27 protein-coding genes are annotated in these 24,157 nt (G+C 32.4%); 13 read left to right on the top strand and 14 right to left on the bottom strand.

Annotated features, from left to right (window positions below):
- Positions 1–78: 78 nt before the first annotated feature.
- The gene (locus D1866_RS12600; RefSeq protein ID WP_152940331.1) at positions 79–1,884 is read left to right on the top strand and encodes a glycoside hydrolase family 15 protein; all 1,806 of its coding nucleotides are present in this window, start codon (positions 79–81) and stop codon (positions 1,882–1,884) included.
- Here D1866_RS12600 and D1866_RS12605 read toward each other — a convergent pair.
- Positions 1,855–2,769, bottom strand: a complete 915-nt coding sequence (locus D1866_RS12605; protein WP_152940333.1) for a glycosyltransferase family A protein — start codon at positions 2,767–2,769, stop codon at positions 1,855–1,857. The two genes, D1866_RS12600 and D1866_RS12605, sit on opposite strands and share 30 nt — an antisense overlap.
- Positions 2,770–2,814: 45 nt before the next feature.
- Here D1866_RS12605 and D1866_RS12610 point away from each other — a divergent pair, with 45 nt between their 5' ends.
- From D1866_RS12610 to D1866_RS12620, 3 genes are read left to right on the top strand one after another with little or no spacing between them, the layout of a single operon-like run.
- The gene (locus D1866_RS12610; protein WP_152940335.1) at positions 2,815–3,087 is read left to right on the top strand and encodes a hypothetical protein; all 273 of its coding nucleotides are present in this window, start codon (positions 2,815–2,817) and stop codon (positions 3,085–3,087) included.
- A gap of 45 nt (positions 3,088–3,132) precedes the next feature.
- Entirely contained in the window at positions 3,133–3,447 is a 315-nt protein-coding gene (locus D1866_RS12615; RefSeq protein WP_152940337.1) for a hypothetical protein, read from the top strand.
- Between the two features lie 32 nt (positions 3,448–3,479).
- Positions 3,480–4,055 (top strand): XdhC family protein, encoded by a 576-nt coding sequence (locus tag D1866_RS12620; protein ID WP_152940339.1) that lies wholly within the window; start codon positions 3,480–3,482, stop codon positions 4,053–4,055.
- Between the two features lie 134 nt (positions 4,056–4,189).
- Here D1866_RS12620 and D1866_RS12625 read toward each other — a convergent pair whose 3' ends face one another.
- The 5 genes from D1866_RS12625 to D1866_RS12645 form a co-directional block, all read right to left on the bottom strand.
- Positions 4,190–5,212 carry a metallopeptidase TldD-related protein gene (locus D1866_RS12625; RefSeq protein WP_152940341.1) on the bottom strand — a complete coding sequence of 341 codons (1,023 nt, stop codon included), beginning with the start codon at positions 5,210–5,212 and terminating at the stop codon, positions 4,190–4,192.
- 51 nt (positions 5,213–5,263) lie between these two features.
- Positions 5,264–5,644 carry a hypothetical protein gene (locus tag D1866_RS12630; protein ID WP_152940343.1) on the bottom strand — a complete coding sequence of 127 codons (381 nt, stop codon included), beginning with the start codon at positions 5,642–5,644 and terminating at the stop codon, positions 5,264–5,266.
- A gap of 78 nt (positions 5,645–5,722) precedes the next feature.
- On the bottom strand, positions 5,723–5,959 hold the full coding sequence (locus D1866_RS12635; protein ID WP_013775749.1) for a hypothetical protein: 237 nt from the start codon (positions 5,957–5,959) through the stop codon (positions 5,723–5,725).
- Between the two features lie 45 nt (positions 5,960–6,004).
- Positions 6,005–6,376: a DNA primase noncatalytic subunit PriX gene (gene priX, locus D1866_RS12640; protein WP_152940345.1), complete on the bottom strand. Its 372-nt coding sequence runs from the start codon at positions 6,374–6,376 to the stop codon at positions 6,005–6,007.
- A 58-nt stretch (positions 6,377–6,434) separates the two neighbouring features.
- Positions 6,435–7,379, bottom strand: a complete 945-nt coding sequence (locus D1866_RS12645; RefSeq protein WP_152940347.1) for a TIGR00269 family protein — start codon at positions 7,377–7,379, stop codon at positions 6,435–6,437.
- A gap of 65 nt (positions 7,380–7,444) precedes the next feature.
- On the opposite strand from D1866_RS12645, the gene D1866_RS12650 reads away from it, so the two are divergent.
- From D1866_RS12650 to D1866_RS12660, 3 genes are all read left to right on the top strand, one after another.
- Positions 7,445–8,119 (top strand): hypothetical protein, encoded by a 675-nt coding sequence (locus D1866_RS12650; RefSeq protein ID WP_152940349.1) that lies wholly within the window; start codon positions 7,445–7,447, stop codon positions 8,117–8,119.
- Between the two features lie 63 nt (positions 8,120–8,182).
- Complete coding sequence (locus D1866_RS12655; RefSeq protein WP_152940351.1) at positions 8,183–9,235, top strand: DEAD/DEAH box helicase; 1,053 nt, start codon at positions 8,183–8,185, stop codon at positions 9,233–9,235.
- Positions 9,236–9,270: 35 nt separating this feature from the next.
- On the top strand, positions 9,271–9,663 hold the full coding sequence (locus D1866_RS12660; protein ID WP_152940353.1) for a helix-turn-helix domain-containing protein: 393 nt from the start codon (positions 9,271–9,273) through the stop codon (positions 9,661–9,663).
- A gap of 32 nt (positions 9,664–9,695) precedes the next feature.
- Here D1866_RS12660 and D1866_RS12665 read toward each other — a convergent pair whose 3' ends face one another.
- Positions 9,696–11,285 carry a sodium:solute symporter family protein gene (locus D1866_RS12665; RefSeq protein ID WP_152940356.1) on the bottom strand — a complete coding sequence of 530 codons (1,590 nt, stop codon included), beginning with the start codon at positions 11,283–11,285 and terminating at the stop codon, positions 9,696–9,698.
- Complete coding sequence (locus D1866_RS12670) at positions 11,282–11,482, bottom strand: hypothetical protein (RefSeq protein ID WP_170254119.1); 201 nt, start codon at positions 11,480–11,482, stop codon at positions 11,282–11,284. Before D1866_RS12670 ends, D1866_RS12665 begins: the two co-directional genes overlap by 4 nt.
- A 189-nt stretch (positions 11,483–11,671) precedes the next feature.
- On the opposite strand from D1866_RS12670, the gene D1866_RS12675 reads away from it, so the two are divergent.
- A complete protein-coding gene (locus D1866_RS12675) occupies positions 11,672–12,271 on the top strand; it encodes a hypothetical protein (protein WP_152940360.1) in 600 nt (199 codons plus the stop codon).
- Position 12,272: 1 nt separating this feature from the next.
- Here the strand turns inward: D1866_RS12675 and D1866_RS12680 are convergent, their stop codons facing one another.
- The 3 genes from D1866_RS12680 to D1866_RS12690 are packed head-to-tail and all read right to left on the bottom strand — an operon-like array spanning position 12,273 to position 15,447.
- Positions 12,273–13,256 carry a hypothetical protein gene (locus D1866_RS12680; RefSeq protein WP_152940362.1) on the bottom strand — a complete coding sequence of 328 codons (984 nt, stop codon included), beginning with the start codon at positions 13,254–13,256 and terminating at the stop codon, positions 12,273–12,275.
- A 37-nt stretch (positions 13,257–13,293) separates the two neighbouring features.
- The gene (locus D1866_RS12685) at positions 13,294–13,854 is read right to left on the bottom strand and encodes a DUF1404 domain-containing protein (protein WP_152940364.1); all 561 of its coding nucleotides are present in this window, start codon (positions 13,852–13,854) and stop codon (positions 13,294–13,296) included.
- A 33-nt stretch (positions 13,855–13,887) separates the two neighbouring features.
- On the bottom strand, positions 13,888–15,447 hold the full coding sequence (locus D1866_RS12690) for an APC family permease (RefSeq protein ID WP_152940366.1): 1,560 nt from the start codon (positions 15,445–15,447) through the stop codon (positions 13,888–13,890).
- Positions 15,448–15,630: 183 nt separating this feature from the next.
- Between D1866_RS12690 and sul7d the strand changes: the two genes are divergently transcribed.
- Together sul7d and D1866_RS12700 are read left to right on the top strand one after the other, a co-directional pair.
- Positions 15,631–15,813, top strand: coding sequence for a Sul7d family chromatin protein (gene sul7d, locus D1866_RS12695; RefSeq protein WP_013775761.1), 183 nt, complete (start codon positions 15,631–15,633; stop codon positions 15,811–15,813).
- 46 nt (positions 15,814–15,859) lie between these two features.
- Positions 15,860–17,506, top strand: coding sequence for a S9 family peptidase (locus D1866_RS12700; RefSeq protein ID WP_152940369.1), 1,647 nt, complete (start codon positions 15,860–15,862; stop codon positions 17,504–17,506).
- Positions 17,507–17,518: 12 nt separating this feature from the next.
- On the opposite strand, the gene D1866_RS12705 is transcribed toward D1866_RS12700, so the two are convergent.
- Positions 17,519–19,267 (bottom strand): ATP-binding protein, encoded by a 1,749-nt coding sequence (locus tag D1866_RS12705; RefSeq protein ID WP_152940371.1) that lies wholly within the window; start codon positions 19,265–19,267, stop codon positions 17,519–17,521.
- Positions 19,248–19,934, bottom strand: coding sequence for a DNA double-strand break repair nuclease NurA (locus D1866_RS12710; protein WP_196773442.1), 687 nt, complete (start codon positions 19,932–19,934; stop codon positions 19,248–19,250). Before D1866_RS12710 ends, D1866_RS12705 begins: the two co-directional genes overlap by 20 nt.
- On the opposite strand from D1866_RS12710, the gene D1866_RS12715 reads away from it, so the two are divergent.
- Positions 19,924–20,838, top strand: coding sequence for a thiamine-phosphate synthase family protein (locus D1866_RS12715; RefSeq protein ID WP_155861195.1), 915 nt, complete (start codon positions 19,924–19,926; stop codon positions 20,836–20,838). The genes D1866_RS12710 and D1866_RS12715 overlap by 11 nt on opposite strands.
- On the opposite strand, the gene D1866_RS12720 is transcribed toward D1866_RS12715, so the two are convergent.
- Positions 20,833–23,268, bottom strand: coding sequence for an MMPL family transporter (locus D1866_RS12720; RefSeq protein ID WP_152940377.1), 2,436 nt, complete (start codon positions 23,266–23,268; stop codon positions 20,833–20,835). The genes D1866_RS12715 and D1866_RS12720 overlap by 6 nt on opposite strands.
- Before the next feature lie 92 nt (positions 23,269–23,360).
- Here D1866_RS12720 and D1866_RS13160 point away from each other — a divergent pair, with 92 nt between their 5' ends.
- Both D1866_RS13160 and D1866_RS12725 read left to right on the top strand, forming a co-directional pair.
- A complete protein-coding gene (locus D1866_RS13160; protein ID WP_013775767.1) occupies positions 23,361–23,519 on the top strand; it encodes a hypothetical protein in 159 nt (52 codons plus the stop codon).
- Positions 23,520–23,535: 16 nt separating this feature from the next.
- Positions 23,536–24,150, top strand: a complete 615-nt coding sequence (locus D1866_RS12725; RefSeq protein ID WP_152940379.1) for a hypothetical protein — start codon at positions 23,536–23,538, stop codon at positions 24,148–24,150.
- Positions 24,151–24,157 lie beyond the last annotated feature (7 nt).

Raw genomic sequence — 24,157 nt, forward strand, 5'->3', positions numbered from 1 at the left:
TCTCTATAAACTCATTCTTTATAAACGCAGATTCCCTGAACAGAGATATATAAGTTAGATTAAGATATTAAATCAATTATGACAAGGAGTATTATTCTTGGCAACGGTCGACTTACCATTTTGGCTGATCAAAATTATTTATTGAGAGAATTGTATTATCCTTTAAGTACAGATAACCATTTACACATGGGAAGAATAGGAATTTGGGTAAATAATAGATTTTATTGGCTTCACGATCTACATCCTGAGATAGAATATGAAGAAGACACCTTATCATCAAAGGTTGAAGCATCAGTTGAAGGTATAAAGATTAAAATAAAAGATGCTGTAGATATGGCTTATGAAATTTTATCAAGAGAAGTTACAATAGAAGGAAATAAAGAAGTTAAGGTCTTTTTTGCGTGGGATTATCATATTTATGGTACAGAATATGGAGACACTGCTCTTTATGACCCGGCAACGGATGGCATTATTCATTATAAACGCGATAGATGGTTTTTATTTACTTGTGATATTCCTACTTATCAGTACGCAACTGGTTATAAAGAAGTAATGGGTTATCAAGGTACTTGGAAGGACTGTGAAGATGGGGAACTTTCTAACAATCCTATTGCCCAAGGAGCAGTAGATTCGGCAATAAGTTTTAAGATAAATACTGGTACAACATTTTATTGCTGGCTTATTGCAGGTTACAATTACAGTGATGTAAGAAAGAAGAATGAGTACGTACAGAGTAAGAGCCCTAGAGAATTAATAGATAGAACAGAAAAATTCTGGAGAGCATGGTTAATAAAAGCTAAAGACTACGATAAGGTTGTAAGGAGGAGTCTTTTAACTATTGTAGCAAACTGGCAAGAAAACGGTGCAATTCCGGCATCGCTAGATACGGATATAATGAGATTTAATAAAGATACTTACAATTATGTTTGGCATAGGGATGCAGCCTTTGCTAGCATAGCGTTAACATTACTAGGTTATCAGGACTTCTCTAGGAAATTCTTCACTTTTTCCAAGAATTTATTATTTAATGGCTTCTTATTCCAAAAATACACCGTGGACGGATTCTGGGGTTCAACTTGGCATCCTTGGACAACTGGCTACGTACCTATTCAGGAAGATGAAACTGCACTATTAATTTACGCTTTATGGATACATTTTAGAAAATTCTGGGATGTAGATTTCGTAAAGGATTTATATAGACCTATGGTAAAATCTGCAGCGGACTTTCTATCTACATATATTGATGAGAAAACTGGTTTGCCTTTACCTTCTTACGATTTATGGGAAGAAAGAAGAGGAGTTCATTTCTTTACATCGGCAGCAGTATATGCTGGTTTAGTTTCAGCATCAAAATTTGCAGAATTTTTTGGAGATGAGGAATATAAGGACAAGTACTTCTCTGCTGCGCAATTAGTAAGAAAAGGCTTAGATACTTTTTATCAAGGGGATCATTTTGCCAGAATGCTAGGAGATAAGGGCTTTGATAAGACTGTTGATGCTAGCACTGTCTTGGGAGCTATGCTCGTATATGATCCTATGGATCCCAGAGTAATAAGTAATAGAAAAGTTGTAGAGGAAAAGCTTACTGTTAATGGCGGAATTATAAGATATGAGGAAGATTGGTACTTGAAGGAAAGCGACAAGCCTAATCCATGGTTTATAACAACATTATGGGTTGCCCAACAACACATAGCAGAAGGTAATATTGAAAAAGCTACAGAATATTTAAATTGGGTTCTGAAAAACTCCTTGCCTACTGGAATTATACCAGAACAAATTACTCCATCTGGGAATTATCCTTCCGTATCTCCTTTAGTATGGTCCCATGCAGAGTTAGTAAGGACTTATTACTATTTAAAGAACGGTTTCACGAAGTTCATATAACCTAAGTAATTCTTTCCTAAATTGTAAATAAGTATAATTATTAACAATGCCTTTTAACGCAAGTGATAAGCCAAGTTTAGGTATTCCTTCCTCTAGTAGTGAGATAAATTCCTCTAAAAGATTTGTGTCTATTTTGAAAATAGTATTAACTGCATAAGGAAAAACATACTTTTCTAAACAAAGGTATTTATCTATATAAGGATCTTTAGTTCTAGATAGAGATTCGTTTCCTTTATGGTAAACTTTAGCACCTTTAAAAGTTGCAGAATCTCCTCCTAAATATATTCCATGAAGTGCCAAAATACTTTCATTATAGCTTCCTCTTAAAGTAAAGGTAGGAATTTTATACTTTAGAAAGAAATTAGTTTTTAAACTCATATTAACTCCAGCAATAGCTAAGGATTTCTCTACATCGTAAGTTCCTAAATCGTCTCTATCAGCGCTAAGTCCAACCTTTGTAAGAAATCCGGTATATTCACTAAACTTACTATTGTAGGGCATCATATATTTTGTATTTTTATATTTTTTAAAGAGGGCATTAGGGTAGTTTTTCCATTTTTCTCCAATGACTTCACCAGAAGCAATATAAATTAATGGATTCTTTTCGTGAAATTCTAGATGATCTTCTATCCATTTACTTGAAGGTATTGCGTCGTCGTCTGAAAATAACGCAAGGTCGTCAGGATTTAAGTTTTCTAAGGCTAAATTTATTGCCTCCTCAAAGTATCCTTCTTTCTGTATAATTATTTTATTTACTCCATTTATATTAAGTTGTTTTTTTGAAATTAATATAATTTCAAAATTCTTAAATGTTTGTGCTTTTAATGCATTTAATGTATCTTTAATAGATTCTCTTCCTAAAGTAGGAATAAAAATTTGAACCATGAATATACTTTTTTATATGATTTAAAAAATTAGTAAAGAAGATTCATGCCATGGATCTCGGCTAGGGGATCTGATAAGATAGTTTATAATCAATGTTTAAAACTAGAACAAGGAAAAATATTACGAGTAGAGAGTTTTAAAGGAGATAGATGGATAGAAATAAAAAGGAAGAAAGAAGACGAGTTTGAAATAACGGAGAAGGGCTATAACACTTCTACATACATCGTTAGCTCTAAGGAATTAAAAACTCTATTAAAGAGGCTTTTCGAAATGGAATTTCCCAGAAGTCATCAAGTAAGAATTTCTATAACGTCGTGAAATAGTCTACTCTCTTTTAAAATAATACTTGACAATATATTAATCATGGATATAGGTCTTGATGACATTATCAACGTTAATTTGTTAAAAAAGAAATATGAAGATTATGCAAACTCTTTTGCTTCTGGAAGTAATATAAAGACAATAGTAAAGGATTTTATATCATTTATTAAGCAAATTAGATTAACTACATTTTCCTCAAAACTCTTGGAAATATTAGATCAACAGGAAAAAATCGCAAAGAGAATTCTTTTAGTTTACAATATAAGATATTTGCTATTAATTTTCTATAAATCTATAATTCAAAGAATGATTAGCAAATTAATAAATTTAATAAGGTCGTTCTTGTCGCTCATCTAAATATATATTTTTTATTTTCCATTCTTTTTCTCATGAAGATTGTTATATTTACGTCTTCTAAAGAAGCGCAAATGGAAGAGCCTATAATTTGTGATAGAGATACAGTAAAAATTGATGGAAGTAAATGTATAGGCCGAAGTTTAGGAATTGCACCTTATGTTGCAAAGTATCTAAAAGATCTAGGATTTTATGTAATAGTTATAGATCCTTTCGCTGAAGATAACGATTATGAAGCTGACGAGGTAATAAAAGGAGAAGTTTTCAGCATACCAGACGAATTAATAAAAGGAAATTACGTAGTAATAAGCACCAGACACGTTTACGACACATGGGCGATAATGAAAAGCATATTAGCTGGCGCTAAGGCAATACAAGTGGTCATGAGTATAAAAAGGGCAAAAGTAATTCTAGGAAGGCTAATAAAGGCTGGTATATCAAAGGATGAATTAAAGAAATTAAGGATACCTGCAGGATTAGATATAGGTGCTAAAACGGAGAAAGAAATAGCCTTAAGTATAGTGTCTGAAATCTTGGCAATGGAAAGAGGCACTAGTGGTTTACCTTTAAGTAAAGTTAAAGAATTCGAGAAAGTGGTTGATGGATTATAATTAGAAGAAGGTTACAGTTCCTAATTCAGGGTTTTAGTGATTAGAATATTTTTCAATATATTCTCACTTAATAAAGAAGAATACAATTAGAAGTTCAAAAATATTAATAAATGGCATTTAGCTCTTATAGTTTACTAGTAAACAATAGGCCTTGCTTTTAGTCGTATGAATGGGGCAATTCCACCGTGATAATCATCTATATACACGCTCTTAACTTCTTTAGAAATTGCATCAATAGTAGTTAATTCTTGCAAAGGTATTGCGATCTCTCTTACTATTACACCACCAGAGCCTATTAGCATAGAGTTTCTAGGGAAGAGCCTTATGCTATTTTTTACTATTTCACTTCTTATAACTCCTAAAACCATCAGCCCATTTTTAGTATCTTGAATTAATTCTTGAAATCCCCAGTCTTTTGGCTTTACAATTAAGTTAAAGTAGTCTGGAAGAGGTAAAACTCCCCTTGCATTACCTGGACTTCCATTCTTAGTTGTTAAGGTACCTAGATATTCTAAGACTATTCCGTCTCCTATAATTTCCTTCTTTTGAGTTCTAACTCCTTCATCATCAAATACAGAAAAACCTATAAGATTTTCATTAAGAGGGTCATCATAAACAGTTATTTCACTTGAAATTCTTTCTCCTAGTTTAATCCTTGGATTATCTCCTCTTAGAAAGTTCATGAATTGATGAAATAAGTGAGCAGTAGCTTCAGGATCCAAAATTACATTCATTCGCTCTAGTCCCCAAATCCTTTCATTCATAGAGATACTTTGCATTTTTAAGAAGTCTGCTACAGCCTTAAGGTCTGAAGGTTTTCCAGAATATGCAAATTTTAGTCCGTTATATTCAACATAATTTAGGATTTTTTCCTCTATACAGTCATTTATTTTTCTATGTATCTTTTTTACCGTAACATTAACGTCAGTTAACTTAGATAATATTTCATCTAAGTTCTCCCATTCCTTTACTGCGGGAGAGATATAAGAGACGCATTCCTCATGAGATTTAATTTCTTCTTCTTTTCCCTCAATTTTGTTTAAGACCCAGCCTGATCTAGTCAAATATCTATTTACTCTAATTTCTCTGGTTTCCTTATAAATTCCAGAACCAGATATAAAGTGGACGATCTCTTCCTTTAGCTCATAAGTTTGCATTAATAAAAAATAATACCTTAAATTAGAAAAAACTACCTACTGTCTTTTCTTTTACTTACTTATTTTCCATAATGCTAGAGATAGCACTATCATTATTGCGTCTATTATTAGCGAGATGTCAACGTAAGGATTGAATGGCAAAACTTTTCCTACGAACGGTGCTGGTGCTGTTCTAGTCTCTAAAAGTAATGCAAAGTCTATAACATAAAATATTGTTATTGGCAAGTAGAGCTTCTTAATGCCCTGTATTAAAGCAACTGCAGCCACTATTGCCAATGAAGCCACAAATCCGAAGAAAATTCTATAGATTAATGTAGCAGTTGGATTAGGTAGTTTCGCGTCTACTAAATCTAAATGGACTCCTGCCCATAGCGTTGACAATAGCATTCCTGCCCATTGTAACATGTTTTGTTTTACTGTAGTTCCATTCATCACGATAAAAAATGGAATTAATCTAAAAATATCTTTACCCAAATCAAAAAATTAATTTATCCCAAATCAGATGTAGAGTTAAAACGCAAGTCTACCGAATTTGCTCCTTAAGAATACGCCCATTATGAAGAAGAATATTGCAAAACCTATTACTACTGGAACTACTGCTCTCCAAGGTCCAAAATTATTTAGATATAATGCTAATCCTATTGATAGAACGAAGAAGAAAGCTAAAGGTCCTACTACTACTGTCCATGTGAACCTATCCCATCTCTTTGTTTGTCTTCTTTCTTGTTCTTGTTTTTCCTCGGTCATAAGATAGTCTTTTACTATTAACTAATAAATCTTTTTAAAACAAAATTAACCTAAGACTCTTCTAATCTCTTCATAAAGTTCAGGATCCTTTTCTTGAAGCTTCTTAAGAGAAGGAGGCCTCAATCCTTTAGTTTTTACTCCTTTTATAACAGATCTTATCCACGCATCATAAATCTTACCTGATCCTGTTTTGTAATAAAACTCCTTTAATTTTTCTAGTGCCTCATCTTCATTTAAGTTTTTAACGTTTACAAGATATCTCGATGCAACATACAATATAAACCTCTTCCTACCATCTGGAAGACCTTTCTCTAGAATTGTATCTATCCAGCTATAATTAACCTTAGACGGTATAGGAGGAAATACTCCTTCAACCTCAAATAAGAGATTTCCATTTTCGTCATAGACTTTTGACATACCATTTTGATATATAACATATCCTGCGGGAGTATCGTCTGGATAATGTAAAATTATTTTAACTATTTACCTTCACCTCTGTTAATTTCATTCTAGTAGCACAAAATGAGCAAATTTCTCTGCCCTTACTCGTAGGCATTCCACAGATCTTACACTTACCTAAACTTTCCTTAGGAATATCTTCCATTAATGGTCTGAATTTTTCCTCAAAATTAGTAACTAATGAGATCATGAAGCCAGGTATTTTATCTTCCATTTCTTCTATTGATCTCCTTATCTTATCTTGGGTTTCTCCTCCGACTCTAAATGTATGAGGACATGAGTCATAAATGAAAGGTATTCCTTTAACTAATGCGTAAGTCATGATTTCCTTTTCAGGAGATAAGAATAGGGGTTTAATTTTCTTTATATAACCGTTCTCAGCAGGTGATACTGGTCTTAATCTAGCTAAACTTAATATATCACCATTATAGTATCCAGTTAATACGTATTGTGCAATATCATTAAGATTGTGGCCAGTAGCAAGAGTATCTGCACCTTCTTCCTTTGCAACTTTTTCAAGAATATATCTTTTTGTAAGTCCGCAAGTACTACATACTGGTCTCCTTATCTTTACCTTAGCTTCATCTATGGTAAATCCGTATTCCTCCTTTAGTTTTACAATCCTATATTTGACCCCTAGCATTTCGTAGTTCTTAATAGCAAATTCTACACTTTTAGCCGAGTATTTTTTGCCCATATCTATTCCTAAATCTATGGTTATACCAATGATTTCAATACCTTCTTTTTCTGCTATCTTAGTCATTACATGAAGTAAAGTAGTACTATCCTTTCCACCAGATACTGCAATTGCCAATTTTCTTGTTCCCTCAAGCATATTGTATTTTCTAACAGTTTTTTCGACTCTATTTTCAAACCATTGTATAAAATGCTCTTTACAAAGGTACTTGTGAGCGTAAGGTATCTTAATTATTGCTTCTTCTTTACACTCACTGCATCTCATAAGATTTAATATATTCATCATATATTAAAATCAAATCTTTTAATCCAATGCTTGAAGGTATTACCATGCAATTACTTGCAGAAGTTCATCCAAAGACTAAAATTGAAAAAATAAAGAAAGAAATACAAGACTTATCATCCTTTGATGGATTTGACATACCAGATTCTCCATTAGGTTTGCCATCAGTTAAACCAACTTCCATAGCAGCTTTAATCAGAGAAAAATATGAGCATAAGAGGATAATAATAAACCAAAGGCTTCTTGACGTTAATGAGCTTTACGTGCATTCGTTATCATTAACTGCTAAGGCTTTTAATCTAAATATTGCATTCACCAAAGGGGATAAGCCAAAAATAGGTAAAGAAGTAGGTTATTTATCCTCAGAGGAGGCAGTAAATATTGCAAAAAGTTACGGTGTTAGTTCTGGGATGATGATAAGTTTAAGAAAAAGCAGGACTGAAATATTAGCTAGATTAGAATCTAACGCAGATTTCTACCTTGCCTTACATTTTTCTGGAGTAGAATCTATAAAAGGGCTTGAAGAAAGTTTTCCAAAAATAATACCATATATAATAGTAAAGACTGAAAAGAATAAGGAAATATTATCTAATATTTCACAGCCTTCCTTTGAAGGAAGTAAAGTGCGTGACCTACTTTACGAACTGGAAAGTGTAGGAATAAAATCCGTTCTGATATCGTCTCCTGGAGATTTGAATTATTTAGTAAATTTTAAATTTTAAAGATTGGTAGAAATATATAATTTAATAGATAATATTTTAAACTCTGGAGTAGAAGCATGTGTTATGTTTAAAAATCTTAGTGAAGAGCTTACAAAAGCTTTACAAGAAGCAAACTATGTCAACCCTACTAAAGTTCAAGAATTAGCAATACCGCAAATGTTACAAGGAAAGAGTGTCTTAGCTCAAGCAAAGACTGGCTCAGGGAAAACCGCAGCATATTTAATTCCTATTCTAGAAAAGGAAGAGCAAGCTTTAGTATTAACGCCTACTAGAGAATTAGCTGAGCAAGTAGCAGATGAGGCAAGAAAACTAGGTAAATATAAGAAAATGAGTATAGGAGTTATTATTGGAGGAGTTCCCTACTCTGGACAAGATAAGGAGGCCAAAAAAGATATAGTAATAGGGACTCCAGGTAGGATATTAGACTTATGGGGTAAAGGCTATTTAGATCTTTCACGCTTTTCCGTTGCAATAGTTGATGAAGTTGATAGAATGTTCGATATGGGCTTTATTGATGACGTTAGGATGATACTAAAAAATGCCAACCCAGATATGTATGGATTCTTTTCAGCAACAGTTCCAGAAGAAGTGGAAAGTCTTGCAAAGGAATTCTCTCCTAATATTGAATTTCTAAAAGTTGACGATATTAAACCTGTAGAAATAGAACACTTGTTTTACGAGGTAAAAGGTTGGAGAGATAAGATTAGTAAATTAAAAGATGAGTTAGACGATAATGAGAAAACCATTATTTTCGTAAATACAAAAAAGAAGGTCGAAGAGCTTTACGAGGAGCTAAGGGACGATTTTGAAATTTCCTTGCTTCATGGTGATTTACCACAAAGAGTTAGATTAAGGAATCTATCGTCTTTCAGAAGAGGTAAAACTAACGTACTACTCTCAACTGATTTAGCGTCAAGAGGAATTGATGTAATAGATGTTACTAAAGTAATAAATTTTGACACTCCAAGAGATGTTGAAACTTATATTCACAGAGTAGGAAGAACTGGAAGAATGGGAAGAAAAGGGATAGCGATAACGTTTTACACTAGGAGAGATGCTCAATTAATTCTGAAGATAAAAGATTTAATAAAAGGTAAGAAGCTGGAAGTTCAGTAGAAAGGAATATAAATTTCATTTGAAAAGATGAAAATATGAATCTAACGGATAAAATACTTGCATTACTTTACGACAGAGGAGAATTAACTAGCAGCGAGATTGCTGATAGCTTAAGAGAAGACGAAGAAAATGTAGAACTTACATTAAAAGGTATGGAAAAAGAAGGGCTAGTTTTTGAGAAAGAGAAAGGTCTTATATTTAAAAAGAAAGTTTACTCTTTAACTCCTACAGGATTAGAAAAAGCTAAGAAGGCAAAGGAAGAACTAGAAGAGAAGGCTAACAAACTAGTTACAGCAATACAACAAGGAGAAGACCCACAAGTAATAGTTCAAGAATACGCTGATTTAATACCATTAATGTTAGCAATGTCTTTAATTGATATGATGATGTTGCAAGATCTTATGTTTATAGATTTTATGAACTTTTGAAGAAATAGATAAAAATAAATAATAAAAAATAATTATTGAGCTGTTTTTATTATTTCTTCCTGTGTTATTTTACTCTTTGGTCTCCAACCCATGGAATACGCTATGGCAGTTCCTATTAATGTTACTGCAAGGTTAATTGCTAATGCTATTATTGCAATGAATAAAGGTCCTAGAGGAGTTGTCATCAATGATATCTTAAATACACCAAAGTGATGTTGTATGAAGTTTACATAATACTCTAATCCAACGCCCGATATTATACCTGCTGCCCAACCTGCTATCAGAGATTTAGACTCAAGTTTATCAGTATAAAGCCCTAAGAATACTGCAGGCAAAGTTTGAGAGACTATTATACCGCCCAGTAGTTGTAACTGTATTGCATAAGTTGCAGGTACTACAAACACGAAACCTAATGCCAAGAACTTAAATATTGTAGAAGTCCACTTTGCTAGTTTTGCCTCAGAATATGGAGGCAAATCTGGTTTAAACTCCTTTATTACGTTTCTTACAAATAAGTTTGCTACTGCTATGGCCATTATTGATGCTGGAACTAATCCACCTACAAATATTGCTAAGAAAGCTAAACCTACGAACCAACACGGCATTGTGCACGCTATTAAAGCAGGTACTGCCAGTGCACCGTTCCCAGTTTTAGCAATAAGACCTAGAGCTCCTGGAACTGCATAAACTAATATTCCGAATAATGATATTAATGCTAAACCTATTCCGTAAATTGGTAGGAAAGACGTGCTATATACTAGTTTCTTCTCGCTTTCAGATGATAAAAAACCGTTAATTGCGTGAGGATATAAATATAGAGCAAATGAGCTGCCTAACGCTAAAGAGAAATAAGCTGGTGCTAATTTTATTGGAAGAGTTTCCATTTCAGGTGGAGCTGTGCTACCAGTGACTTTGGCCAAATGATAAGCGGCGAAGTTAGTTGATAAATCAGAAAATGCTTTAGAAAATCCCCCTATTTCTATTGGTACTAAAACTATTACAGTTATCACGGTAATCCATATTAATACATCTTTAAATACCCCGGTTAGTGCAGCACCTCTTAATCCGCTTACAAAAGTAAAAGCTGCTAATACAATAAACGCTAGTATTAACGAAATTTCAGTAACTATTTTACTTGATATTCCTAGTCCTGCTAAAAGAACTGCTAATACAGCTTCCATTCCTACTATTTGCAGTGCAATATATGGCAATTCTGCAACTACTCCAGTTAGTGCTACTAGAATAGCTAAACTTCTGCTATTGAATCTATCTTTAACAAAATCTGCAGCAGTTATATAACCTTTGTTTCTTGAAACATTCCATAATCTAGGCATAGTTAATAATGCTACACCAAATCCCCAAGCTACGTATGGAATAGCAAAGAAGTACAAGGAGCCGAAGGCAAATATCCCTGCAGGTACTGCTATGAATGAATAAGCTGTAAATAAGTCTGCACCTAATAAGAACCACACTAATAGAGTACCTAGTCTTCTACCTCCTAATCCCCACTCGCTTAATTTATTTAAGTCTCCTTTTCTCCATCTAGCTCCGTAAAATCCTAAAAACGAGAAAATTGCGAAGAGAATTACAAATACTGATAGCGTTAAATAGTTAACGTTCATGACTTCTCACCTCTAAATGCATATCCTACAGCAAAGTATAGTAGCGAAGTTACTATTAGTAATACTATTTGTATCCAATAAAACTCCGTTAGACCGAATAGCGTTGGTTGAACGTTGTTAAATAATGGATATAAAGAGTAAATTATAATGTCTACTAGAAGGACTATTCCTAGAGAGAGATAAAATCCTTTTTTCATTGCAAATAAATGCAAACGCTAATTTACCTATATATTTTAATTATAAAGAGAAAAACATGCGTATAAAAAAATCTTAGTGTAAATATTAAGTTAGTATACATGTATCGTTATTCTTAGGAAAATTTAATCTAACATCCTAATGTAAAATAGAAGAACAAATTAATGTGACTATTGAGAAGAAATAATGAGTTGGAGTTAAAAATTGATTTACCAGAAGATTTGGTAATTCCACCATTAGAAGAGTTTTCATATATATGCAATGGTGAAGTAACAAAAGTGAAATGTAATAATACTATTTATAGAGATGAAGATAAGATTATAGCGACACCGTATGATATAATATATTCAATATCATTAGAAAATTTAGTAAGAAATAAGACTAGAGGTAGGAAATACAATAGATGGTCTTACTATGTAAATAAGTATAAATTAACTATAGAACCTATTGAATTTTCAACTATAATTAGAACTGGAGCAATTATAACCATATTTGTAGATGGATTAGATATAAATGGAATATCTGGCGATGTTGTAATTAAAGAATTCAAAATAAGTGGAAGTAGGGATTGTGAGAAAATTGTAGATAAGCTACAAGATGTGAATCCAAGACTGATAGTAGTAAAAAAGGAAAGTTTTGTGTTTACAATTTCGGCTTATAAAGTAGTATATACAGATAAAAATTTACAAAATATTATGAAAGAATTTATTGGATATAAAAGAATGGAATGCGAGAAACTTGTCATCAAAGACTATACTAAGATATGCTATATTTCTTCTACATTCTCTTAGATTAACTTTTTGTGTTTTCTATTACTAGAATTTTATCATTTAATTGTTTTACATTTCCATCAATTTTTATCCTTACTTTTTTATCACTAATTACAATAACTTTTGAATACTTATCTTTAATTTCGTTTAACTCCTTAAGAGAACCGCTAAAAAGTATTGGAATTAAGGAGATTTCATCCAATCTTCCTTCTTCTATATATTTTTTATATTTTTCGTCATTTTGCAAGATGCCTTTTATAGACTCCTTTTCTCCGTACTCCTCATAAGATAATAAGGGGAGAATTGCTATATCCCCTTCCTTAGATTCTGTCGAGTAATTTCTTACTTCGCTCAAAATTACGTTGAAAAGTCTATTCATATATTCCCTACCAAGTTCTACGTCATATACCTTATCCTTATCAAAGTTTTCGTGAAAACTCTTATTTAGCCAAGTATAAGCGTCTATTATCTCATCTTTTCTTTTTGATATCGTGTCAATAAATTTGATGTTAAACGAAGAAAGGCATGTGGAGCTTATGTAGCTTGAAAGTGCAGGATTTAGGATAATTATACTTTTTCCCTTATCAAGGGCTGAACATAAACTTTGGACGTCAAAAAGTGAATTAGGGGAAGATAAAGGATCTGCGCCTATTCCTACTTTCATTCCTTCATTAGGATCAACATAAGAATAAAATGTAAATCTATAATGATCAAAAAGTTTTACATTACCATACCACTTTGAATATTCCTTTAGATTATCTTTAAGTTCTTCAACTTCTTCCAAAATCTTCTCAAAGGCATCAATTGTGGATTTATATTTACCATCAAGTCTTCCATAAGGTATGAAGATTGGTTCTCCGAGTTTAGGATAAAGGTAATCAAAACCATAAGCTTTAGCTACATCTGGAATCGATGAATCAATTAGTGTTTTAATTGCAACTTTCATTTCTTCAGGAAGCCTATCAATATGAAATATCTTCTTTTCTTCTTTCTTAAATAAAGACATCGCTATTTTTGTAGAGTTCTAATTATAAAAAATTAAGCTAGATCTTGAACACTGTCCTTATGAAACCTAGGATAATATATATGAAGATTACTGTCATTATACCAAACATTACGAGTCCTGTCCAAAATTCCTCCGAAATTGAGAACGGTGAGAAAGGATAAACTTGATTAGAATAAGGAGACCACCCCACTATTAAAATGACTGAAAGTACGCTATCTCCCATCATCCATAGTACAAATAGTATTGCCTTAATTGCGTTGTTTAAACCATGGATTGTAGAGCCCATTACTAATCCGCCTAAATATAATGATAAGTCCTCTACTATTCTTAAGCACAAATATGCTCCACCTAAATTAAAAAAGTAGGGAATATGCCAAAATACTGGAATTATTATACCTGGGATTAAATATATTTTAGATCCTCTAAAGCCAATATAACCTAGAACAAATCCGCCAATGTAAAGTACGTAATGCATAGCCATGTATAATGCCTCATATCTTGGCTCCAAGAGTTCAGTTACAGGATTTATGGCAACTATTAAAAATAGAACGGGAATTATCAAGGACTTTCTTGTAAGCTTATCCCTTAAAATCTGCATAAGTATAAAAGAAGATTAAGAAGAAAAAAGATTTTATTCAGGAGGGATTTCTTTAAAGCTCATAGAAATATCTATACCATCCTTCTTGTGTTTATACCAAGATGCTACATAAATTATTACACCAATAGCTATCGTTAAACTGACAAAGAATTCTGTTAATGGAAATCCATCTACTGTACTAGTAAATCCAAAAACTGGATTGACTCCTGCTTCATACGTTAAGAATGCGAAATAAATGGCTGATATTATTCCAGCTATCTCAAGGCTCTTAATTCTATTTTTAATTCCATAAACGGCCCCTGCTATGCTTGCTATAAGGAAATATAGCGCTCCCAGGATTGTTGCTCCATATAATGAAGTTGCTGCGGATGTTGAGAACACTGGAATTAGAAGTAATATTAGCATTATAGATAAATCTAGTAAGTGGGCGTAAACGGGAGAGCCCTTAGAATTTACTTGAGAGAACTTTTCTGGTAAAACTCTGTCAAAAGATAATGCAAATATGTACCTAGAGAACACTATAACACCGTAAGATAAAACGTAGAAATTCCATAATACAGTTCCTAGTCCTATAATCCATTGAAGAATAGGATTTCCAGCCAAGGCAATGGCCACTGTCCAGAAATTGTAAATGAAAGATCCATATGCATAATAATTGAAATAATAGCCTGCAACAAAATCCATTTCAAGGAAGGCTAGAGTAACTAATAATCCAGTAATTCCCAAGGCTAAGACTAGATTTAACTTAGCTATTTTTTCTGTTTGCTTAAATTCTGCAGCCACTGCAGGACCTGCCTGCATCCAAGGATATGTATATAATGCAAAGATTGGTAAAAGCAGTAAAGTATAACCAAGGTTTATGGAACTAGGTAAAGCAGAATATTTAACTGGAGGAACGCTAACTCCAAGATTGGAGAATAATGAAATTATGCTAGAGAAATGAGAAGAATTTAATGCAATAACGATCATTGCTAGAACTAATGAAAGCATCGAAAATATTCCTAATGCAGTGACTATTGAATAACCCCATTTTGCTCTCAAGATATTTATTAAAATTACTGCTATAAAAAATGATGCAGAAATGACGTAAAATATAATTTTCTGAAGTAATGTAAGACTTCCGTACGGATTAACGAAAATCGTATTTGCTAAATTAATTAATCCTGGATTATTGTCAGCATGTCCTATAATACATAGTACTGCATTTATGCTACTACCAGAAAAGAATGCCACTAAGGCAAAATATGCTACTGACTCTATCATTAATGAAATAGCCATTACTGCGCCTAGTGGTCCGTTTAGAGATCTTGATATCCATACGTAATCTCCGCCAGTCCTAGATATTTTTCTAGTCATTATTGTGTAAACTATTAATTGCGGTATTGCGAAGATGAAACCTATTATAGAAGCTAACCATAATACTCCTCCAGGTCCACCTATAGTTGGGTTATTAGAAGAATTAAGATATGGAGATATCGATTCAAATAACGCTACACCTGCTGACATATTTCCTAGGTTTAACATTATTGCGTCTATGAGGCTAACTTGCTTTAAAAGTCCCGAGGATTCTCTAATAAAAACTGTTTTAGGCATCGAGTTGTCTCTTACGAAAGATAATATAAAAAATTTACTCAGAAAAGTAAAATGAAAGAAGTTTATCACCATATAATTTACTTGATCAATTAAATGTAAAAAGTAATAGCCATTATAAAATACATAATGTAATACTAAAAAATGACTAGTAATATTAATATTAAACGAAGGAAAGGAAGGCATATGGCTACTAAAGTAAAGTTCAAGTATAAGGGAGAGGAGAAGGAAGTAGATATTTCGAAGATAAAGAAGGTTTGGAGAGTTGGCAAAATGATATCGTTCACCTACGACGACAACGGTAAAACTGGTAGAGGAGCAGTTAGCGAAAAGGACGCACCAAAAGAACTACTAGAGAAACTGAAATAAATGATATATAAAAAAGAGTTTTATTTTAAGTTCATTATTTCTTTTTATGGATTTTCAAGATCTTTTTAAGTTAAGGCCCGTCTATGCTTTTGATGTAAATAATGGGAAAATAAGTTATGTGGTGAGAGATAAAATACTTTCGGTGTATATTCATGGCGAAGGCAAAGTTCCACTAGAAGATGTTTATGCAGAAGGCGTAGAATGGATAACCGATAAAAAATTAGCAATTATAGGGGATCCAGGAGGAAGCGAAAAAAGGGAGATTTATATTTATGATAGAAATAAGGTATTTCCATTATTAAAGGATCAATATGATAATTTTAGCACTTACTTCATTAACGAGGATAAATTCCTTTTTATTTCTAATAGAGACGGGAAGACTCTTCATTTATATTTATATGACAAGGGAGATATAATCCAAGTTAGCAAGGGAGATAATCCAGTAGAAAATTATTGCTTATCGCCTAGTAAGAAAAGAGTAGTATATTCTCAAGGAATTTACGATAACGATCTTTATGTTTATGATTTAGATAGAGGAGAAGTTATATCTAAGATTTCCTATCCTAACTCTGAAGAGACGGTCTCCTTATATTGTTTTAAAGACGAGGATAATTTCCTTTTCATATCTAATAAAGATAACTATTTTGATATATATAATTTTAATATAGGAAAAGGAGAGATAACTGAAGTTATAAAAAGTGATCATGAGAAGTACGAAGTAGTTCCTATAGCCGATAAGATAATTTATACTGAAGATGTATATGGTGACTTCAAGATAAAAATTCATAAAGGAAATGAATTGGTTACAGAAGGATTCAATTCATATTTAACTCCTGACCAAGACTATGTTTACTATATAGGCTCTACCTATAATAGGCATTTCGACCTATATAGAGTCAATATATTGACGGGAAAAATAGAAAGGCTTACAAACTCTATGGACAATATTAAAGGAGATTTTGCAAAACCTAAAGTTGTAAAATATGAGAGTGAAGGCGGAATAGAGATTAACGCATTACTTTATGAAAAAGGAGGAGAAGATAAGGGAGTAGTTTACATCCATGGTGGTCCTGATTGGGAATGCACTGACTCTTTTAACCCAGAAATACAATTCCTAGTCGATAGGGGTTTCAAAGTTATTTGTCCTAATTATAGGGGTTCTACAGGTTATGGAAGAAGGTTTAATCACCTTAACGATAAAGATCTGGGAGGAGGAGATTTAAAAGATGTAATAAACTCTGCTAAATTACTTGGCGTTAAAAAAGTAGCCGTGACGGGCGGAAGTTATGGAGGATATTTGACAATGATGGCAGTTACTAAATATCCTGACATGTGGTGTTCTGCTGCTGCTGTAGTTCCTTTTGTAAACTGGTTTACTGAAAAGAAATTTGAAAGAGAAGTTCTTCGGCAGTACGATGAAATGAAAATGGGTAATGATGAAAATTTGCTTAGAGATAGATCTCCTATATTCTTCATAGATAATATTAAGTCTCCTCTATTGATATTAGCAGGAGAAAATGATCCTAGATGTCCTGCGGAAGAGACTAGACAAGTTATAGAAAAATTAAAGGAAAGAAATATAGAAGTGGAATATAAAATATACGAAGATGAAGGACACGGATTCTCAAAAATAGAAAATTATGTGGATTCTATAAGGAGAGTTGTAGAATTTATCGAAAGACATTGTAAATGATGACGCCGCTCGTCAGATAGATGAAGAAGGTCTTGAGTTCTGAATTCCTTTTCTTAATTCTTCCAAATTATTCGGGGCAGTAAAAAAGACTGGCACATCATGAGGCAATGCTGCCTTAAAGCTAACTAATAACCATTGGCCTACTTCTAAATCTAAAGTTCTGTCCATTAACGTATCGTTAATTCCAAAGGTTTCAGCTATTAGTTGTCTATCATAAGGTCTAGGTAATGTACTTATAAAATACGTGTGAAGCTGTTGAAGTACATTTGTATTCAAATAAGCCAATCTTTGTGTACTTATTAGGCCGTGGAGATGGTACTTTCTTCCATGTCTTAATAGTTTTTCTACTGCATTGCTAGAAAATTCACTATTATCCTTTTGTTTTGTATCAAAAGGTATGAATTCTTGAGCCTCATCTAATACGAAAAGTATTGGATTTGTTGAGTAAGATTTTTTCCTTCTAAGCATAATTTGATTAATAAGTTGTCCTACTATTAATCTAGCCTCTTCTATGTTTGGTAGTTCTAATATGAAAAGTCTAGGAGAGTTTTCCACATTATCTAAGATTTCTATTGCCATCTTTTCTATGTCATATTCCTCTCCTTCTTGGATTTCAGAGGTTAGATAAGCTCTTAAGGCGTTAAGGAAAGCAAATATCGATGCATTTTCCTTTAGTCCGCTTTCTCTAGCCAAAGTCTCTATTTCATCTATTACTGGACTGAGAGTCGTATCAGCAATATCTTCCTTAGTTAGTTTATTTTGCCTCATTGTCTCATCTATTTTTTTAAGAAATAACCCAAATAGCGGCTTTTGTGCAAATGCTGTGTATTTATCATTAATTTGTGCTCTTACCATGTCGATAATTTCTCCGTAAGTTAGGTAAGTAGAACCTTCTGGCGGAACGTAAAGTTGCCTCATTTTATTCGATTCAAAAAGTTCTTCAGCGGATTTTCTTATTTCATCCTTTAAGTCTATAATCTCCTCTGGGATTACATGAGTCCTTATAAATCTTCTTCCAGCATCAGTTTTATTTATAGGCAATCTTTCAGTGGAGATTAACCTAGAATTATTTGAAATCAGCTGATCTAATAATAATATTGAATATTCTAAAGAAATATCAAAAATTACTACCTTAGTATCTTTATTTTCCTTTAAAATTCTCCTAACCAGTGAAGCAGTTAAGTTCGATTTTCCAGACCCAGTGAATGCGAAAATTCCTATGTGATAATTAATTGCTTTTTCCATGTTTATTTTCAGCTTAACGTCTTCACCTATTATATTTCCAATTTCTACGCCGTTTTTATCGCATACGAATTTCTCGTAAAGCTCTCTAGATAAGATCCTAACTGTAGATCCCGGAATCGGAGGAGAATATCCCTTATAAAATTCAACGCCCCCATCTATTTTTAATAAATAACCTATGGGGTAAGCATAAACATCTAACCAAGCTTCTTCATCGTTTCTTCCCCAATCTTCTTCAACTTTTCTCATTACTTCATCTCTTATTTCCTTAGGAATACTGCCATCTAGATTTATCATGCCATAATGTACTGGTAATAGATCTGCAACCTCTAGCAATAAGTAATCGTTCTGTAAACTCTTTACTGCCAAAATTTTGCCTGCGGTAATTTTAGTATTAATAGGAAATTCTACTATAAAATTTCTAAAACTAACTGAACCTCTACCATCGGCTGTTTGTCTAGTTATAACTTTCATTTCCCTTAATCTTCCTATTTGTTCTTCAAACAAACCTTCTGACATGTTCAACAATCCTTCTAAAATCCCTATATCTGGATAATTCCTTGTTACTTGTAAAATCTAAAACCTTTGCATACTTATCTCGGTAATATTTTACAAGTTTATCAGCCAAAAATAGCGGATAATTATACCCCAATGCTTCTGGAATTGGCTCTTGTGATAGATTATAAATTAAGCATTGAAGCAGTTCTAGATTATCTAAATTCGTTTCATATCTAAAAACCCAACTTGTAATTTTATAATATCCAGTGTAGAAGTCCTCCTCTTTATTTATTGTAATCCAAGGAGGATCTTCGGTTATGCTAACTTCTTCTCTATTAAAATCCTTAACTATGCCTATAGAATTCTTAGGGATCTTCATGCCTATTTTCTTATCCATAGAGAATTTTCTATCCATAAAAATTATGTCTGCGTTAATTTCATTAGCTAGTTTATATTCTAGTTCTCTCATAATTTCTTCTCCTTTTGAATTACATATTCTAGTTTCTATTATACTGCTCAAGTAATTCAGTCTCCCTTGATTTAGAGTAAAATTAACTGCTCCAGCAATTACAAAAGAGATTGTTCCTTCGTCGCTATTTATCTCATGTAAACTTCCATCTATTGCTGAGATCTTTAAGTTGAAAGCACATTTATTTGAGCTAGTCAATCTAATAATCGTGCTTGACACTCCCCTTTCATTAATAACTGATGTTTTATTACCAAATATTAGAGCTTTAGAAGCTAAAAGATTAAGAAACCTCGGAATGAGCCAAAGTAGGATAGCTTCAACTTTAGGTGTTACACAACCTGCAGTAAAGCAATATCTTGATATCCAAGATAGGTTTTATCTCGAAAAACTTCACGATCTTGGTCTTACTGATGATGAGATTAATAATATTCTAGATATGCTTACCGACGTTTTGCTTTCTGGAGATATAAAGAATGCCATGGATTTCTTTACCTCAGTGGGTCTCTCATATTTGAGTAAATTAAGATTTTGCACTTTTCATAGGAAATTAAATCCAAAAATCCCCCAAGATTGTAGCATATGTGAAAATTTGTATAGAGAAGACGAAGAAGAGGAAATGAACGTCGCATTATCAATGATTCAAAACGAGATAATATCTCCGTTAATTCCTGAAGTGCTTAGTAATATAGCATATGCTAGGAAAAATCCTAAAAGTTTAGAGGATATCATAGCGGTGGCTGGTAGAATAACTAAGATTAGAAATATTCCAACTCCAGCCTCTAAGCCTATGTGGGGAGCAAGTAAGCATTTAGGAAATATTTTACTTTACGTTTCACGAAAATATCCTGAAATTAGATCGGTTATGAACATAAAATATGATGAAAAAGTAAAAAAATGTATGGATGAGCTAAAGATGAAATATGCAATAGTAGGTCCGCACGATTATGCTACAGACGAGATAATAGAGACTGCAGTTTCAATGGTTTTTAGGCCTTGTTTGGACGCGGTGGTTCATTTAGGAGGCAAAGGAGTAGAACCTAACACTTATATATTTGGTAGAAACCCTGTAGATGTTGTTAAAAAAGTACTTAATATAGCTACGAAATACTCTAGCATTTCATGAAGCAAATGGCCACCAATTATATTTCTTCAATATTGACATTATTGCTGGAACAAATATTGGTCTTACTATAAAAGTATCGAAAACGACAGAGAAGCCTACAGAGAAGCCTATTTCTTCAAGGAAGCGCATATCCGCGGAAATTAAGGAAAAGAAAGCTCCAGCTAATATTAAGCCTGCAGCAGTTACTACTAATCCAGTATATGTTATTCCTTTAATTATTCTTTCATCCTCGTCTTTTCCTTTCTCTTCTTTTATCCTTAATATTATGAACATATCGTAATCAATACCTAAGCTAAATAAAAGTGCAAATACTATAAGTGGAGAAAGCCAGTAGACTTCCTTGAATACTTCAAAGATTATTGCAACTCCCACTAGAGAACTTACTAATAAGGTTAAGGATAATCTAATCGGAACAACTATTGACCTTAGTACTAAAGCAATATATGCTGTTATCAAAATTATTGTGAGAGGTAACGTAAAACTGTAGTATGTACTGACAGTATTATTTACTATATCTATCCTGTTCGCATTACTCCCTCCAACCATATAGCCTTGATTGATCAATTTTTGAGTAAAACAGATTGCTCCTTTACTAAATACTGGGTAAGGAATATAAGCCTCAATAAGAGAATAGTTATGTGAAGAATAAATATTTACTAAATAAGTTAAATTTCTAGTAATGAATTTTCCAAATGAAGCTGGGCCATATGCTAAACCTCTGCAGTCAATAATTTCTTTACTTAGATTGTAAATTTTATCATAAGTCAAATTAGGATCGCCTTTTATTATTATGTAATCTACACTATAATTGAAATAATTGGAAAGTATGTTCTCTCCAATTACGGTTTCCGAATTTGATGGTACTATCTCGGTAAAATTAACGGTAGTAGTATGGGTAAAAAATACTGCAAAAGAGGCTAGGGCTAAGATTACCATTATTCCCATTACGTAAAATTTATGCTTAATTGAAAATGTTGAAACGTCTCTTAAGTATTTTTGTCTTACATCTATAGGATTAGGAACTTCTTTCCTTGGAAAACTAAGAAGTCTTAAGCTAACAATTTTAAGTGCAGTATAATTAAATAGGATTGCAGGAATTAAAGCCGAAAGAGAGGCTATTATTAAAGCCTCTCCTATATTCTTAAGTAAGGGAGAAGGAGACAGTAGAAATGAAGAAAACCCTATTGTTATGCTAAGTCCGCTAAATATTGCTCCTTTGCCTGCTGTTCTAAACGCAGTCCTTAAGGCATTATTTGAATTCTTCCTAACTTCCTCAAAATATCTATACATAAAGAGGATTGAATAATCTATAGTTATTCCAAAGACGATAGGAGGAATTACCAGGCCAGATATATAATAAATTTTGTATCCAGCAAAAGTTGCTAAGTAAAGGAAACTATAAGCAATCTCTATTCCTAAAACTGCACTAAAGATTAGGAAAATTATAGGAAATAACGCTCTAAGTAATATTACAAGTAAAGAGCCCACTAGAATAATGGTTACTAAATCAATTATCTTAAGATCCTGCTGAGTATAGTATGCAGATTGTGCATAAATTGCAAAATGTCCAGTTACTATTGCTGGAGTATTCTGCATAAACTCCTCAACATTAGTTAGGCTTTCGTTATCAGGAACTTGAACTATAAATATCCACGTATTTCCCCTATGAAAATTACATAATCTTATAGGAGGTGGAGGGATTTTGCTTTCTACTTCATGCAAAACGTATACAGACGTATTCTGTAATGCACATAAAGGAAAATATTTTCCAGTAAGCTTATAGATTAAGTAGGAATAGTTTGAGAAAGTGCATAATGTCTCTTTAATTAGAGACTCGTTTGTATAGTTATTTATGGAAAAAAGTAAAATAAACGGATCATTAAAAGTTTTTACACCAGCAAGTATTGGGTTATGAGTTTCTTCTAAGTATTCTTCGTATATAGTAACATAGCTTGAAGGAGTCACATTATGCCCTTCCTTAAAAGTTACATTTAGCTGATAATAGAACCAAGATAAATTACTCAGTAATTCTTCTCTTTCTACTGTTAAATTATGATAAAGCTCTATAGCATAAGATAAATTGTTCTCATATTCTTTTATTATTGGATTTACAAACGACATATAAGATGAATTAACTTGTGAAATGTATTCATAAGGCGTTATTAGCTTTGCGTCATAAAGGTAATGTAATGAAGCATTAATTTTTTCTAGTGATTCATTATAACTTCCGTTAATTATTACAAAAAGTTCCGACTCTTTAGTGTAATTAAAATATTCTTTTAGAATATTTTCCACTTTAACGCTTTGATACTGAGTAGTTAAAAACGGAGAATCACTATAAACAAAATGAGATTGAATATTAATTGCAATAGGAGCCAGAAGTAATGCAATAAGAATCCAAACGGCTATTATAAAAACTGAAGGTTTCATAATTATAAGAAAACTTACATAGGATAAAATCGTTTGGGAAATACCAGTTTTATGAATGGAACCTATTTATCTTAATAAAAGGAGAATAATTTATGCACTCTCTTGATGAAGCATTAAACCTTTTGGAAGAAGTGGAAAAAATTCTAAAAGAATATAATCCAAGTAAAGATGACAAAGAACTTCTAGGAAAACTCCTTTCTAAAAATATGAGAATAGAAGCCGAGGCATATGCAAAGTATATAAGGATTTGATATAAATTAATTTTTTGTGCTATTCGAAATTAGTATAGATAAACTATCGCAAGAAGAAAAAGGAGTAAGATTCATAAGTAATTCTGGCCACTTAGTTTCTTTTTCAAGCTCTTTATTTAATGAACTTAATAGATTAGGAATAGACAAGAGAACATTTGCTGAAATTGTTATTGATTTCCTAAATGAAGGTACAAAATACTATTCTACGTATATAAAACCAATATCCAACGTTGAGGAATGCAAATATTATTCTAGGATATTTGAATTTTGGATAACATCTTCTTTAACTTCAAAACAAATGTTTGCTGTTATTACAAATTATGATGAAATAAGCGAAGTGCTAATAATTGATCCTCAAGTTTTTAATTATGCTGCAGAGAAACTATTGACCTATGCATCAACAAAAGATTGTATGAAATTTTCCATGCCATTTATCTATAAATTTGTAGTCTTTGAGACATTTAATATATTTAAAAAGAAGTTTAATGCAAATTCGGAAAAAATTATAGGTAAAAACAATGAAAAATTCCTAATAGCTAAGAATGTAGAAGATAACGCATTAATATGGAAGATCGAGGCTCCTCAATTTTCTTACGTAAGTAACTATGAGGAGAATAAAGCACATATTTGAGTCAGAA

The sequence above is a fragment of the Acidianus ambivalens genome (genome assembly GCF_009729015.1).
Lineage (GTDB): Archaea > Thermoproteota > Thermoprotei_A > Sulfolobales > Sulfolobaceae > Acidianus > Acidianus ambivalens.